Annotated in this window: 9 protein-coding genes; 7 read left to right on the top strand and 2 right to left on the bottom strand. The window is 69.2% G+C overall.

Annotation, left to right across the window (positions count from 1 at the left end; all coding sequences use genetic code 11):
- Window positions 1-24: 24 nt before the first annotated feature.
- Window positions 25-816: an IclR family transcriptional regulator gene (locus I6I07_RS01735; protein ID WP_035360018.1), complete on the bottom strand. Its 792-nt coding sequence runs from the start codon at window positions 814-816 to the stop codon at window positions 25-27.
- Window positions 817-1047: 231 nt separating this feature from the next.
- Between I6I07_RS01735 and uvrA the strand changes: the two genes are divergently transcribed.
- From uvrA to I6I07_RS01765, 6 genes are all read left to right on the top strand, one after another.
- Window positions 1048-6807, top strand: a complete 5760-nt coding sequence (gene uvrA / locus I6I07_RS01740) for an excinuclease ABC subunit UvrA (protein ID WP_198485497.1) — start codon at window positions 1048-1050, stop codon at window positions 6805-6807.
- Window positions 6808-6815: 8 nt separating this feature from the next.
- The gene (locus I6I07_RS01745) at window positions 6816-7952 is read left to right on the top strand and encodes an aminodeoxychorismate synthase component I (protein ID WP_198485498.1); all 1137 of its coding nucleotides are present in this window, start codon (window positions 6816-6818) and stop codon (window positions 7950-7952) included.
- Window positions 7953-8028: 76 nt separating this feature from the next.
- On the top strand, window positions 8029-8661 hold the full coding sequence (locus I6I07_RS01750; RefSeq protein ID WP_006393107.1) for an aminotransferase class IV family protein: 633 nt from the start codon (window positions 8029-8031) through the stop codon (window positions 8659-8661).
- Window positions 8662-8763: 102 nt separating this feature from the next.
- Entirely contained in the window at window positions 8764-9276 is a 513-nt protein-coding gene (locus I6I07_RS01755) for a sigma-70 family RNA polymerase sigma factor (protein ID WP_061072347.1), read from the top strand.
- The gene (locus tag I6I07_RS01760) at window positions 9273-10247 is read left to right on the top strand and encodes a FecR domain-containing protein (protein ID WP_232625867.1); all 975 of its coding nucleotides are present in this window, start codon (window positions 9273-9275) and stop codon (window positions 10245-10247) included. The genes I6I07_RS01755 and I6I07_RS01760 overlap by 4 nt, the downstream gene beginning before the upstream one ends.
- Before the next feature lie 108 nt (window positions 10248-10355).
- Window positions 10356-12776, top strand: coding sequence for a TonB-dependent siderophore receptor (locus tag I6I07_RS01765; RefSeq protein WP_269784323.1), 2421 nt, complete (start codon window positions 10356-10358; stop codon window positions 12774-12776).
- A 71-nt stretch (window positions 12777-12847) separates the two neighbouring features.
- Here I6I07_RS01765 and I6I07_RS01770 read toward each other — a convergent pair whose 3' ends face one another.
- Window positions 12848-13750: a LysR family transcriptional regulator gene (locus I6I07_RS01770; protein ID WP_198485500.1), complete on the bottom strand. Its 903-nt coding sequence runs from the start codon at window positions 13748-13750 to the stop codon at window positions 12848-12850.
- A gap of 193 nt (window positions 13751-13943) precedes the next feature.
- On the opposite strand from I6I07_RS01770, the gene I6I07_RS01775 reads away from it, so the two are divergent.
- Window positions 13944-15209, top strand: a complete 1266-nt coding sequence (locus I6I07_RS01775; RefSeq protein WP_198485501.1) for an aromatic ring-hydroxylating dioxygenase subunit alpha — start codon at window positions 13944-13946, stop codon at window positions 15207-15209.
- Window positions 15210-15211: the final 2 nt, after the last annotated feature.

A 15211-nucleotide genomic window follows, 5' to 3' on the forward strand; every position in this document is an offset into this window, starting at 1 on the left:
GGCATTCCTTTCGGGACGGAGCGTTCAGGCGCCGCCGGATGGCAGCACGGCGAGTTTGGCGGCGGCCGCATCGCGCAGCCGCAGCAGGGGTTCGATATAGGCGGATTGCGGGTCATCGCGGCGCCGGAACATCAGCGTGCTGACGCTGACGCAGGCCACCGGCTGGCCGGCGGCATCGCGCAGCGCCACGCCGTAGCAGACGATGCCGGGCTCGTTTTCCTCGTTGTCCAGGGCATAGCCCCGCGCCGCCGTCTCGGCCAGCGCCGCGCGCAGCGCGGGCAGGCTCGCCACGGTGCCGGGCATGCGCGATTCCAGCGGCAGGTCGCGCAGCAGGTGCTCGCGTGCCGGCTCGCCCAGCGCGGCCAGGTAGGCCTTGCCGACCGCGCTCGAATGCAGCGCCACCGCCGCGCCCACGCGCGAGGCCATGCGCACCGGGCCGGGGCTTTCGAGCTTGTCGATGTAGATCATTTCGGCGCCGGCCGGCACCGCCAGGTGCACGGTCTCGCCGGTCGCGTCGCGCAGCGCCTGCAGGTCGGCCGCCAATGTCGCGCGCAGGTCGAACTGCGACCAGGCGCGGCTGGCCAGGGCCAGCAGGCGCGGCCCCAGGCGGTAGGCGCCGTCGGTCTCGGCCACCATGCCCTGCTCGGCCAGCGCGGCCACGATGCGGTAGACGGTCGGCCGCGGATAGCCGCTGCTGCGCGCCAGCGCCGCCGCCGTGGGCGGCTGCGGCGCGTCCGCCACCGCCTGCAACACCGTCATGAATTTGGCGAACGCCGCGGCGCCCGCCACCTTGGATTCCGACACGACCACCCCCATCTCGGGTAGATGCCCTGCGTTAACAATGCATCCGCAGAATGCACCAGGCAAACCGCGCTAATTTCAGACGAATCTGCGATACTGTTTATTTGTACAGCAGCAGAGCGCATGTTTGACCACATTGTGGACACATGCCTCACCATATAGGCAATTATTCCACATCGCCGCGCCCGGAACCAGCCACAGGCCGTCGTCCGGGGCCGCGCCCTCCCTCAGGCTACGATACCGTCCATGAGCTCCCAAATCCGCATCGTTGGCGCCCGCCAGAACAATCTCAAGAACCTGGACCTGACCATCGACACCGGCGAACTGGTCGTCGTGACCGGCGTGTCGGGGTCCGGCAAAAGTTCGCTGGCCTTCGATACCCTCTACGCCGAGGGCCAGCGCCGCTACGTGGAAACCTTCTCGCCCTATGCGCGCCAGTTCCTGGACCGCATGGACAAGCCGCAGGTGGACCGCATCGAGGGCATCCTGCCGGCCATCGCCATCGACCAGACCAACCCGGTGCGCAGCTCGCGCAGCACGGTCGGCACGATGACCGAGCTCAATGACCACATCAAGCTGCTGTTCGCGCGCGGCGCGCGGCTGCACTGCCGCGGCTGTGGCAAGGTGGTGCAGCGCGACACCCCGGAATCGATCTACCGCTCGCTGGCCGAGCGCTCGGCCGCCGCGGGCGATCCGCGCCTGGTGGTGACCTTCCCCATCGCCGTGCCGACCAACTTCACCGAAGACGAAGTGCGCGGTTTCCTCGAGCAGCAGGGCTACACCCGCGTGCACGCCGAGGAAACCGCCGTGCCGAACGCGACCGCGCCGGCCAAGGGCGCCAAGAAGGAAAAGGGCAAGGCCAAGGCCGCCACCGAGCAACGCCGCATCCTGCACGTCATCCAGGACCGCTTCCGCTTCGCCGGCACCGAGCGCGAACGCGTGATGGAAGCACTGGATACGGCATTGCGCATGGGCGCCGGCCACCTGGCCGTCTACGTCATGGACGCCGAAGGCGACAACGCGCACACCTGGAAGTTCAGCGACCGCCTGCACTGCGCCGACTGCAATATCGAATACACCGATCCGCTGCCCAGCAGCTTCTCGTTCAACTCGCCGCTGGGCGCCTGCGAGGCCTGCCGCGGCTTCGGCCGCGTGATCGGCATCGACTTCGGCCTGGTCATTCCCGACGAGAACAAGACCCTGCTGGAAGGCGCCATCAAGCCCTGGACCACGCCGTCTTACAAGGAATGCCAGGACGAACTGCAGAAGTACGCGCCGCGCGCCGGCGTTCCGCTGGGCGTGCCCTGGAAGAGCCTGAGCGAGGAGCACAAGCGCTGGGTGCTGTACGGCACGCCCGACTGGAAGGGCGGCAACGACGCCTGGAAGCACCAGTGGTACGGCGTGCAGCGCTTCTTCGACTGGCTCGAGACCAAGTCGTACAAGATGCACGTGCGCGTGCTGCTGTCCAAGTACCGCAGCTACACGCCCTGCCCCACCTGCAACGGCGCGCGCCTCAAGCCCGACGCGCTGCTGTGGCGCCTGGGCACCAAGGCCGAGGCCGACACCGTGCTGCCGCCGGAAGACGGCCGCTACAAGCGCTTCATGCCGGTCGGCGCCAACTGGAGCCGCGAGCAGCTCGACAACCTGGACGGCCTGTCGATCCATGACGTGATGCTGCTGCCGATCGAACGGGTGCGCACGTTCTTCGACAAGCTGTCATTCGAAGGCGCGCTCGACGCCGCCACCGACCTGCTCATGACCGAGGTGCGCGCGCGCCTGAAGTTCCTGTGCGACGTCGGCCTGGGCTACCTGACGCTGGACCGCCAGAGCCGCACGCTGTCCGGCGGCGAAGTGCAGCGCATCAACCTGACCACCGCGCTCGGCACCTCGCTGGTGAACACGCTGTTCGTGCTGGACGAGCCCTCCATTGGCCTGCACCCGCGCGACATGCATCGCGTGGTCGAGGTCATGCACCGGCTGCGCAATGCCGGCAACACGCTGGTGGTGGTGGAGCACGACCCGCAGGTCATGGTGGCCGCCGACCGCATCATCGACATCGGTCCCGGCCCCGGCGAGCGCGGCGGCCAGATCGTGTTCGACGGCACGCCGGCGCAGCTGCGCGCGGCCCGCACGCTGACCGGCGACTACCTCGGCGGACGCCAGCGCGTCGAAGCGCCGCGCCCCATGCCGGTGGCGGCCAACACGCCGCGCCTGCTGCTCGAAGGCGTCAGCGCCCACAACCTGAAGAACGTCTCGGTCGAACTGCCGCTGGGCCGCCTGGTGTGCGTCACCGGCGTGTCCGGCTCGGGCAAGTCGACGCTGGTGCAGGACGTGCTGTTCCCCGCCCTGCTCAAGCAGAAGGGCAAGCCGTCGGAAGCGCCGGGCGCTTTCGAGCGCCTGCTGGGCGCCGAGCAGATCGCCGACGTCGTCATGGTCGACCAGACCCCGATCGGCAAGACCGCGCGTTCCAACCCGGCCAGCTACGTGGGCGCGTTCGACGCGATCCGCAAGCTGTTCGCGCAGGCGCCGCTGGCGCGTGAACGCGCCTACACCGCCGGCACCTTCAGCTTCAACGGCGGCGATGGCCGCTGCCCGACCTGCGGCGGCACCGGTTTCGAGCACGTCGAGATGCAATTCCTGTCCGACGTCTACCTGCGTTGCCCCGATTGCGATGGCAAGCGCTTCCGCCCCGAAGTGCTGGAAGTGCGCGTCGAACACCTGGGCAAGAGCGCCTCGATCGACGAGGTGCTGGAAATGACCGTGAGCGAGGCGCTGGAGTTCTTCAAGGGCTTGCGCGACGTGCAGACCGGCCTGGCGCCGCTGGCCGACGTCGGCCTCGAATACGTGCGGCTGGGCCAGCCCGTGCCGACGCTGTCGGGTGGCGAGGCGCAGCGCCTGAAGCTGGCCGGCCACCTGGCCGAGGCGGCGCGCAGCGGCATCTCCACCGCCAAGGTCGCCAAGAAGGGCAGCCTGTTCCTGTTCGACGAGCCCACCACCGGCCTGCACTTCGATGACGTGGCGCGCCTGATGCGCGCCTTCCGCAAGCTGCTGGCCGCGGGCCACACGCTGCTGGTGATCGAGCACAACCTGGACGTGATCCGCGCGGCCGACTGGCTGATCGACCTGGGCCCCGAAGGCGGCGACGCCGGCGGCCTGGTGATCGGCGTCGGCACGCCGCAGGACCTGATGGCCAACCCCGCCTCGCACACCGGCGCGGCGCTGCGCGACTACGAGGTCAGCATCCTACCGGCCGACGTGGTGGTCAGCAGCGACATCGACGCGCAAGAGGCCGAGCAGGCCGGCCTGACGGCCCGCATCGCCGAACCGGACGCCGCCTATGGCGCCGGCGAAGGCACGCCGCTGCAGTCGGTGATGCGCAAGCGCCGCCAGGACAACATGGCGATCGAGATCCGCAACGCGCGCGAGCACAACCTGAAGAACGTCAGCGTCGAGATCCCGCGCGACAAGTTCACCGTGATCACCGGCGTGTCCGGCTCGGGCAAATCGACCCTGGCCTTCGACATCCTGTTCAACGAAGGCCAGCGCCGCTACCTCGAATCGCTCAACGCCTACGCCCGCGCCATCGTGCAGCCGGCCGGCAAGCCCGACGTGGACGCCATCTTCGGCATCCCGCCGACCGTGGCCATCGAACAGCGCACCAGCCGCGGCGGCCGCAAGTCGACCGTGGCCACGATGACCGAGATCCACCACTTCCTGCGCCTGCTGTACGTCAAGCTGGGCACGCAGTACTGCCCCGACTGCAACGTCGCGGTGGAACCGCAGAACACCGACCAGATCGTGGCGCGCCTGCTGCGCGAGCACAAGGGCGTGCACATCGGCCTGCTGGCGCCCCTGGTCACCGCGCGCAAGGGCTACTACACCGACCTGGCCAAGTGGGCCGGGTCCAAGGGCCACTCGCACCTGCGCGTCGACGGCGAGTTCATTCCGGTGGCGCCGTGGCCGCGCCTGGACCGCTACAAGGAACACACCATCGAACTGCCGGTGGCCGACGTGGTGGTCGACCCCGCCAACGAGGCCGAGCTGCGCGCCGCCGTCAAGAGCGCGCTGGAAAACGGCCAGGGCGTGATGTCGGTGGTGTGGCCGGTGAACAAGCTGCACGAAGCGCTCAACAGCGAACTGCAGCAACAGCATTTCTCGGTCAAGCGCGCCTGCCCGTCGTGCGGCACCAGCTTCCCCGAGCCCGATCCGCGCCTGTTCTCGTACAACTCCAAGCACGGCTGGTGCACCGGCTGCTTCGGCACCGGCCTGCAACTGCAGGGCTTCGACGAAGAGCAGACCGGCGAGGAAACCGCCTGGAACGCCTGGTACGAAGGCGAGGCCAAGGTCTGCACGCAGTGCGACGGCCAGCGCCTGAACCGGGTCGCCCGCGCCGTGCGCTGGCGCGACAAGTCGATCGCCGAACTGGCTTCGCTGCCGGTGTCGGACGCGCACACCTTCTTCACCGGCCTGGTGGCGCGCGGCCGCGAAGGCGAGATCGCCCGCGACATCCTCACCGAGATCCGCGGCCGCCTGAACTTCATGCAGGAAGTCGGCCTGAACTACCTGGCGCTGGACCGCGCCGCCCCCACCCTGTCGGGCGGCGAGGCGCAGCGCATCCGCCTGGCGGCGCAGCTGGGCTCCAACCTGCAGGGCGTCTGCTACGTGCTGGACGAGCCCACCATCGGCCTGCACCCGCGCGACAACCGCATCCTGCTGGACGCGCTAGCGCGCCTGGAAGGCAACGGCAACACGCTGGTGGTGGTCGAGCATGACGACGACACCATCCGCAGCGCCTCGCACATCATCGACATCGGCCCGGGCGCCGGCATCCGCGGCGGCCGCGTGGTGGCGCAAGGCAGCGCGCAGGACCTGATCGACGCGCCCGAATCCGTCACCGGCCGCTACCTGGCCAAGCCGCTGCAACACCCGCTGCAGGGCCGCCGCCCGGTCGAGGCCGACACCCCCATGATCGAGATCAAGGGCGCGCGCCTGCACAATCTGCGCAGCGTCGACGCCAAGATCCCGGTGGGCCGCCTGAGCGTGGTCACGGGCGTGTCCGGTTCCGGCAAATCGACGCTGGCGCGCGAAGTGCTGCTGGACAACCTGATGCAGGCCGTCTCGCAGGGCAAGGCGCCCGGCTGGGCCGGCTGCGAAAGCATCAAGGGTTGGGAAGCGATCGACCGCGTGCTGGAAGTGGACCAGACCCCGATCGGCAAGACGCCGCGCTCGTGCCCGGCGACCTACGTCGGCTTCTGGGACGACGTGCGCAAGCAGTTCGCCGACACCCGCGAGGCCCGCATGCGCGGCTGGACCGCGGCGCGCTTCTCGTTCAACACCGGCGACGGTCGTTGCCCGATCTGCGAAGGCCAGGGCATGCGCACCATCGAAATGAACTTCCTGCCCGACGTGAAGGTGCCGTGCGACGCCTGCAACGGCGCGCGCTTCAACAGCGACACGCTGAGCGTGCAGATGCGCGGCAAGAATGCCGGCGAACTGCTGGCCATGGAAGTCGATGACGCCATCGAATACTTCGCCGCCCATCCCAAGATCCACCGCCCGCTGCAGCTGATGCAGGACGTCGGCCTGGGCTACCTGACGCTGGGCCAGCCGTCGCCGACGCTGTCCGGCGGCGAGGCGCAGCGCATCAAGCTGGTGACCGAGCTGTCCAAGGCGCGCCTGACCGACGGCCTGATCAAGACCGGCCGCGCCTCGCGCATCCCGCACACGCTGTACGTGCTGGACGAGCCGACCGTGGGCCTGTCGATGGCCGACGTGGAAAAGCTGATCCACGTGCTGCACCGCCTGGTGGAAGCCGGCAACACGGTGGTGGTGATCGAGCATAATCTCGACGTCATCGCCGAAGCCGACTGGCTGCTGGACCTGGGCCCCGAAGGCGGCAACGGCGGCGGCAAGCTGGTGGCGCAGGGGTCGCCGGAACACGTCATGACCCTGAGCGACCACTCCCACACGGGCCGGGTGCTGACGGAGTTCCTGGCGCAACAGTAAAGAGAGTCATGCATTGTCGTTTTGAGGACCGGCTGGCCGGCCGCGCCCTGCTGCTGGACGGTTTCTGCGCCCGCATCGAGGCGCGCGCGGCGGCCGAGGTCGGCCCCGCCCTGGCCGCCATCGACGCGGCGCGCCAGCGCGGGCGCTGGGTCGCCCTGCTGCTGGACTACGAACTGGGCGAATGGCTGCTGCCGGAAGCCGCCCTGCCCGCGCCCGCCGGCCCCTGGACGCCGCCGCGCGACGACGGCCGGGCGCGCCTGACGGCGCTGGTGTTCGAACGCAAGCTTGACGAAACCCCGTGTGACGCGCCGGACGCCGACAGCGCGCCGGGCGCGCTCAGCATTCCCGCGCCCCGCATGACCGAGGCCGCCTACGTGCGCCAGATCGAGACCATCCGCGACCTGATCGGCGCCGGCGAGCTGTACCAGGTCAACTACACCCAGCCGCTGGACGTGCAGTACCAGGGCGACGCGGCCACGCTGTACCGCCGTATCGCCGCGCGCAATCCGGTGGCGCACGGCGCCTACATCGAGGACGGTGCGCGCACCGTGCTGTCGTTCTCGCCGGAACTGTTCGTGGCCCGCCGCGGCCCGCGCTTGACCACCCGCCCCATGAAGGGCACGGCGCCACGCCATCCCGATCCCACCGAGGACCAGCGCCTGGGCCAGGCGCTGCTGGCCAGCGACAAGAACCGCGCCGAAAACCTGATGATCGTGGACCTGCTGCGCAACGACCTGGGCCGGCTGGCCGAGCCCGGCTCGGTCAAGGTCGAGGCGCTGTTCTCGCTGGAACGCTATCCCACCGTCTGGACCATGACCTCGACCGTCTCGGCGCAGGCGCCGGACGCCACGCTCGAGGACGTGCTGCGCGCGCTGTTCCCCTGCGGATCCATCACCGGCGCCCCCAAGGTCGCCGCCATGCGCCGCATCCGCCAGATGGAAACCGCGCCGCGCGGCCTGTATTGCGGCAGCATCGGCTGGCTGGCCCCCGATGGCGACTTCTCGCTCAACGTGGCGATCCGCACGCTGGTGCTGGACGCGGCCGGCCACGGCGTCTACAGCGTCGGCGGCGGCATCGTGCATGACTCCGACCCGGCCGAGGAATGGCAGGAATGCCACTGGAAGGCCCGCATCCTGCGCGCCTGAGTGCGCAATCCGTGTCCGCGGGGTAGGATAGAACCCGGCCCCGCCCGCCGCCGTCCGCCGTTTACCAGGAGCCCTCATGCAACCCGAACTCATCGAGACCATCCTGGTCGACGCCGAGCACCGCGTGCCCCTGCTGGCGCGCCACCTGCGCCGCCTGGAGCAGTCGTGCAAGGCGCTGGGCTACACCTGGGGCGGCAACGCGGTGCAAAGCGACATCATGATCGCCGCGCTCAGCCTGAACACCCCCGGCGCGCACCGCCTGCGCCTGCTGGTCGCGCGCGACGGCAGCCGCCACATCCAGACCGCCGTGCTGCCGCCGCTGCCGGCAGAGCAGGAAATCATGCTGGCGCCCGAGGCGCTGCGCTCGTCCGAACCGCTGCTGCGCTACAAGACCACCTACCGCCCCTGGTACACCAAGACCATCGAATGGCTGCCGGCCCATCCGCACATCTTCGACCTGGTCTACCTGAACGAACGCGGCGAACTGTGCGAAGGCAGCCGCAGCAACGTCTACCTGCGCCTGGACGGCGACTGGTACACCCCGCCGGTCGACAGCGGCTGTCTGCCCGGCGTGCAGCGCGCCGAATTGCTCGACACCGGCAACGTCACGGAACGCGTGCTGACCCTGGCCGACCTGCACGCCGCCGACGAAATCCGCCTGTCCAACGCCCTGCGCGGCTGGTTCACCGTCACCCTGCGCGAAACCTGAGTCCCACCGGCCCCGGAACGACGCCGATTGCCAAACCGGCGAGCCTGAAGAATAATTGATACTCATTCTTATTGATTATTCGACGTTGGCGGCGTCCCCATCGTGTTCTCCCCCCCGCGCGCGGCATCCCCTGATATCGAAGTTCTCTACAGCGACCACCACGGCTGGCTGCAGGACTGGCTGCGTCGCCGCCTGGGCAATGCCTTCGACGCCGCCGACCTGGCGCACGACACCTTCCTGCGGGTGCTGCGCAACCTCGAACCGATCCGCGAACCGCGCGCCTACCTCACCACCATCGCCCACGGGCTGGTGGTGAACCACTGGCGGCGCCAGGACCTGGAACGCGCCTACCGCGACACGCTCGCCACCGTGGCCGACACCCTGGCGCCCTCGCCCGAGGAAGGCGCGCTGCTGCTGGACGCCCTGTGCGAACTCGACGCGCTGCTCAACCAGCTCAACCCCAAGGCCCGCGCCGCCTTCCTGCTGTCGCACCTCGAGGGCTACACCTACCTCGAGATCGCCGCGCGCCTGGAGGTGTCCGAACGCATGGTCAAGAAATACATGGCGCAGGCGATGCTGCATTGCCTGACCGCCGGCCAGACGCCCGCGCCATGAGCGCCGCCGCGCCCAGCTTCCAGGTGCTGCAGCAGGCCGCCGAGTGGTATGCGGCGCTGGGCGCACCGTCGGTCGACGCCGCCGAACGCCAGCGCTGGCGCCAATGGCATGACGCCGACCCGGCCCACCAGCAGGCTTGGCGCCAGGTCGAGGCCATCAGCGGCAAGTTCCTCGACCTGCCGGGCGGCAACAAGTCGATGGCGCGCCGCCTGCTGGACGCCGCCGCGGCCGGCCAGGCCCGCCGCCGCCTTACCCTGAAGACCCTGACGCTGCTATGCGGCGCCGGCCTCGGCGCCTGGGGCGCATCGCGCGCCCTGCCCTGGCGTCAGTGGGCCGCCAGCCATCACACCGCGCTGGGCGAACGCCGCCAGATCCGGCTGGCCGATGGCGCCGTCATCTGGCTCAACACCGACAGCGCGATCGACGTGGACTACGGCCCCGACCTGCGCCGCATCAAGCTGGTGGCGGGCGAGATCCTGATCGCCACCGCGCCCGACTCCCAATCCCCCGCGCGCCCCTTCGTGGTCGACACGGCCCAGGCGCGGCTGCGCGCCCTGGGCACGCGCTACAGCGTCTACCAGCAGGACGGCGCCAGCGTGGTCGCCGTGTTCGACGGCGCGGTGCGGATCGAACCCGTGGCCAAGGGCGTCCCCGGCGGCATCCTGCATGCCGGCGAACAGGCCCGCGTCACGCAAGCCGGCGCCGCGCCCGCCGAAGCCGCCGCCCTGGCGCGCCGCTCCTGGGCCGACGGACTGCTGGTGGCCGAGAACATGCGCCTGGGCGATTTCGTGGCCGAACTGTCGCGCTACCGCCGCGGCTACCTGGGCTGCGCGCCGGAAATCGCCGACCTGCGCATCGTCGGCACCTATTCGACGGCGGATACCCAGCAGGCCCTGGCCACCCTGGAAGCGACGCTGCCGCTGCGGATACGCACGCCCATGCCCTGGTGGACCGTGCTCGAACCCAGGTAGCGCCGGGCGCCGGCCGCGATGCGCCGCGCGTTGCCCGCGAGGTTCCCCTTTTTTCGTCCTCGATTGGCATACGGGGTGAAGCCACACTCTTTCACCTCCCGTCGACCTATGCCCTTCCGCTCCCAGCCCTTCCCGCGCCACCGCGCCCCCCTCCGCCAATCCGCCGCCACGGCGCTTGCCGCCGCCATCGCCGCCGCGTTGCTCGGCCTTTCCCCGCTGGGCACCGCGCCCGCCCATGCCCAGGCCGCCCCCGCCGCCGCGGCCGAACGCGACTACGACATCGCCGCCGGCGACCTGAGCCGCGTGCTGACCGAGTTCGCGGTGCAGGCCGGCATTCAGGTCTCGGTCGACGCCGCGCTGACCGCCGGACGCCAGAGCCCCGGCGTGCGCGGGCGGCAGTCGCCCTGGTCCGGGCTGAACGCGGTGCTGGCCGGCACCGGCCTGCAACCGGTGCGGCGCGGCAATGCCTTCGGCGCGCGCCTGGCGCCCGCCGGCGACGCCGTCACGCTGCCCAGCGTCACGGTGCAGGGCAGCGCCACCGCCGCCTTGCAGCAGGAAGGCACCGCCAGCGACGGCTATCGCGCCACCACGGTGTCCGCCGCCGGCGCGCTGGGCGGCATGGAGCTGCGCAATACGCCCTATTCCTTCAGCGTGGTGACGCGCGACCTGCTGCAGAACGTGCAGGCGCAATCGCCCGACGACGTCTACCGCATCAACCCATCCACCCTGACGCAGACCCCGCAGCTCAGCGGCTGGGCGCCGATGGTCAAGATCCGCGGCTTCAACAGCTACGACCGCGCCGAAGACGGCCTGCGCCGCTCGTACGGGTTCGCCACCTCGCTGGAAGACAAGGAACGGGTCGAGGTCCTGAGCGGCCTGTCGGGCTTCCTGTACGGCGCGGCCTCGCCCGGCGGCATGGTCAACTACGTCAATAAGCGCCCCACTCCCGACCGCCTGAACAGCATCACGGTCGGCAACTACGGCGGCAGCCAGTACTACGTGCATGGCGACTTCGGCGGCCCGTTCGACGACAACGGCAAGGTCGGCTACCGCGTCAACCTGGTGCGCCAGGACGGCGACACCGCCGTCGACGACCAGAAGATCGACCGCACCCTGGCCAGCCTGGCGCTGGACCTCAACATCACCGACCGCTTCAAGCTCGAACTCGGCGCCTCGTATAGCGACTACAAGATGCAGTCGCCCACGGCGTACTGGTTCGTCGGTGAAGGCGTCTCCCGCCCCAAGGCCCCGGATTCAAGCAAGGATTGGAGCCAGCCCTGGATCCGCGACGAGACCGAAAGCCGCAAATGGATGGCGCGCATGACCTACGAGGCCAGCGACCACCTGACGCTGCGGGTCGCGCACCTGCGCGAATACCAGGACCGTCCGGTCCAGTACCACACCATGAACTCGATCCGGCCAAACGGCCAGTACGCGCAACTGCGCCAGAAGGTCGGCGAGACCAAGACGGAATCCGAAGCCTGGCAGGCGCTGGCCGACATCTCGTTCGACACCTGGCAGGTCGGCCACAAAATCACCCTGGGCTATTACGGCTACATGGACAAGCAGTGGCAGACCACTTACTTCCCCAACACCGGCTACCTCGGCCCCTATGGCCTCGATTCGCCGACGCACGTCCCCGAACCCGACTGGCCCTCCGACGCCGCCAAGCGCACCTACTACGCCAGCCGCATCCGCAACGACAACTTCATGATCGGCGACCTGGTCCGCTTCAACGATCAATGGTCGGCGCTGGTCGGCATCAACCGCAGCACCATCAAGTCGATGGAACGCGACGCCGACGGCGCGCCCGGCCAGCCGGACTATGATCGCGGCCGCAACTCGCCCAATGCCTCGCTGATGTTCTCGCCCACGCCCTGGCTGACCACCTACGCCACCTACATCGAAGGCCTGGAGCAAGGCGGCGTGGCGCCCGACGAGGCCGTCAACCGCCTGCAGGTGCTGCCGCCGATGCGCAGCAAGCAGCGCGAACTCGGCATCAAGGCCGAACTGGGCGGCTTGCTGGTCAGCGGCGCGCTGTTCGACATCGAGAAGGCCTACGAGTATTCCAACAACGCCAACCTCTACGTGCAGGACGGCATCCAGCGCCATCGCGGCGCCGAGGTCTCGGCGGTGGGCAAGGCGACCGACGCATGGACCATCATGGGCGGCGTGACGCTGCTCACCGCCCGCGTCGAAGGCAGCGCCAACGACGGCAATGCGCCCATCAACGTGCCAAAGGTCATGGCCAAGCTGTATTCCGAATACGCCCTGCCCTTCGCGCCCGGCCTGAGCCTGACGGGCGGCGTCTATTTCGTCGGCCAGCAATACGCCACGGCCAGCAACAACAGCCGACTGCCGTCGTACACCACCTTCGACCTGGGCCTGCGCTACGCCACCAAGGTCACCGGCCGCCCCGTCACGTTGCGCCTGAACGTCAACAACGTCGCCAACCGCGACTACTGGCTCAACAGCTACTACCTGGGCAGCCCGCGCAGCGTCGCGCTGTCGGCGCAGATGCAGTTCTGAGACGCGCCGCCCGTCCACCGCGGACTAAGCGCCGCCGTCCGCGCCAAGGCGAGGCTCGGACCGGCGCGGCGCTAGTCCGCGAACTGCTCCACCACCACCTGCCGCAGCCATTGATTGGCCGGCTCGCGGTGGTTGCGGGCATGCCAGAACACGTTGATCACGGACTCCGGGATCTTCACCGGACAGGGCGCGGTGGCCAGGCCGAACGGCTTGCAGGCGCAATCGGCGAAGCGGCGCGGCACCACCGCGATCATGTCGGTGGCCTGCAGCACCGGCCCCACCGCCATGAAGTGCGGCACCGTCAGGCGCAGGCGCCGGCGGATGCCGGCCTGTTCGATGACCTGGTCCACCACGCCGTGGCCGGTGCCCTCGGACACGATGGCGACGTGCTCGGCGGCGCGGAACTGCCGCGCCGACACGCCGGTGCGCGCCAGCGGGTGATCCTGGCGGAAGATGCACACATAAGGCTGGCGGAACAGCCGGCGCTGGAAGAAACCATGCTTCAGGCCCGGCAGGAACCCCATCGCCAGGTCGATGCGGCCGCGCTCCATCTCATCCTTCACGTCGATCGAGGTGGTGCGCACCGTGCGGATGGTGACGCCCGGCGCGGCGCCGTCCAGGGCCCGCATCAGGCGCGGCAGGAAATAGGTTTCACCGACATCGTTCACGCCGATGACGCAGGCCCGTTCGCTGCGCGCCGGATCGAAGCTGGCGCGGGCGTTGAGCGTGCCGTGCAGCGCCGCCAGCGCATCGGCGATCGGCTGCGCCAGCGCCTCGGCGTAGGGCGTGGGCACCATGCCGCGCGAGGTGCGCAGGAACAGCTCGTCGCCCAGCAGCTTGCGCAACCGCCCCAGCGCGTTGCTGACCCCCGGCTGCGAAATGCCCAGGTTCTGCGCCACCGCCGACACCCGGCCGTGCTTGCACAGCTCGTTGAACACGACCAGCAGGTTCAGGTCCATGTCTTGCAGGTTCATGCTTGTCTCCACCAATATTTATTTTGGTGATTGTTGCCATCATCCAGATTCTATTTATTTATTTCACACCCTGGCCGATGATGCAACAAACGCCTGCGCCCATGTCGCGCGGGCCCCGATGGATGAAGGAGACAACCATGCGCCATCCCACCGCCACGCCCTGTAGGCGCGGCCGCCTCGCCGGAGGCTGCCGATGAACATCCCCGAACAGCCGCTGTCGTTCGTGCCCCCCTGGCAGGGCGACGGCAGCCACCGCATTCCCTTCGGCGTCTACACCGACGCCGCCCTGCACCAGCGCGAGCTGGAGCGCTTCTTCTATCGCGGCCACTGGAGCTACGTCGGCCTGGAAGCGGAAATCCCCAACCCCGGCGACTTCAAGCGCACCGCCGTGGGCGAGCGCTCCGTCATCCTGCTGCGCGACAACGACGGCCAGGTGCGGGTGGTGGAGAACGTCTGCGCCCACCGCGGCGTGCAGTTCTGCCGCGAACGTTCCGGCAACCGCAGCGAATTCGTCTGCCCCTACCACCAGTGGAACTACGACCTGCAGGGCAACCTGATCGGCGTGCCGTTCCGCCGCGGCGTCAAGCAGGACGGCCGCGTCAACGGCGGCATGCCGCCCGACTTCAAGCCCGAGGAACATGGCCTGACCAAGCTGGCCGTGGCCTGCCGCAACGGCGTGGTGTTCGCCTCGTTCGACCACGACGTCGAGCCGCTGGAAGACTACCTGGGTCCGGACATCCTGCACTACTTCGACCGCGTCTTCGACGGGCGCCAGCTGGTGATCCACGGCTACAGCCGCCAGCGCATCCCGGGCAACTGGAAGCTGATGCAGGAAAACATCAAGGACCCGTACCACCCCGGCCTGCTGCACACCTGGTTCGTCACATTCGGGCTGTGGCGCGCCGACAACCGCTCCGAACTGAAGATGGACCGCCACTTCCGCCACGCGGCCATGATCTCGACCCGCGGCCAGGGCGGCAAGGGCAGCGTCACCAGCGGCGTGTCCAGCTTCAAGGAACAGATGACGCTGAACGACGACCGCTTCCTCGACATCGTCCCGGAACCCTGGTGGAACGGCCCCACCGCCGTGCTGATGACGCTGTTCCCCAGCGTCATCATCCAGCAGCAGGTCAACTCGCTGTCGACGCGCCACATCCAGCCGGTGGGCCACGACGCCTTCGACTTCGTCTGGACCCATTTCGGCTTCGCCGACGACACGCCCGAGATGACGCAGCGCCGCCTGCGCCAGGCCAACCTGTTCGGCCCCGCCGGCTTCGTGTCGGCGGACGACGGCGAAGTCATCGAGTTCTCGCAATCCGGCTTCGCGCAGAAGCCCTGGCACCGCAGCGTGGCCGAACTGGGCGGCAAGACCGCCGAGAACACCGACCACATGGTGACCGAGACCCTGATCCGCGGCATGTACGCCTATTGGCGCCGCGTGATGGAAGCGGAGGCGTGACG

The sequence above is a fragment of the Achromobacter deleyi genome (assembly GCF_016127315.1).
In the GTDB taxonomy this organism is placed as follows: Bacteria; Pseudomonadota; Gammaproteobacteria; order Burkholderiales; family Burkholderiaceae_B; genus Achromobacter; species Achromobacter insuavis_A.

Excerpts from the sequence above, each read along its gene's own strand:
- I6I07_RS01750 (WP_006393107.1), top strand. The coding sequence starts at position 8,029 with ATGCAACCCGAACTCATCGAGACCATCCTGGTCGACGCCGAGCACCGC.
- I6I07_RS01765 (WP_269784323.1), top strand. The coding sequence starts at position 10,356 with ATGCCCTTCCGCTCCCAGCCCTTCCCGCGCCACCGCGCCCCCCTCCGC.
- I6I07_RS01745 (WP_198485498.1), top strand. The coding sequence starts at position 6,816 with ATGCATTGTCGTTTTGAGGACCGGCTGGCCGGCCGCGCCCTGCTGCTG.
- I6I07_RS01770 (WP_198485500.1), bottom strand. The coding sequence starts at position 13,750 with ATGAACCTGCAAGACATGGACCTGAACCTGCTGGTCGTGTTCAACGAG.
- I6I07_RS01760 (WP_232625867.1), top strand. The coding sequence starts at position 9,273 with ATGAGCGCCGCCGCGCCCAGCTTCCAGGTGCTGCAGCAGGCCGCCGAG.
- I6I07_RS01775 (WP_198485501.1), top strand. The coding sequence starts at position 13,944 with ATGAACATCCCCGAACAGCCGCTGTCGTTCGTGCCCCCCTGGCAGGGC.
- uvrA (WP_198485497.1), top strand. The coding sequence starts at position 1,048 with ATGAGCTCCCAAATCCGCATCGTTGGCGCCCGCCAGAACAATCTCAAG.
- I6I07_RS01735 (WP_035360018.1), bottom strand. The coding sequence starts at position 816 with ATGGGGGTGGTCGTGTCGGAATCCAAGGTGGCGGGCGCCGCGGCGTTC.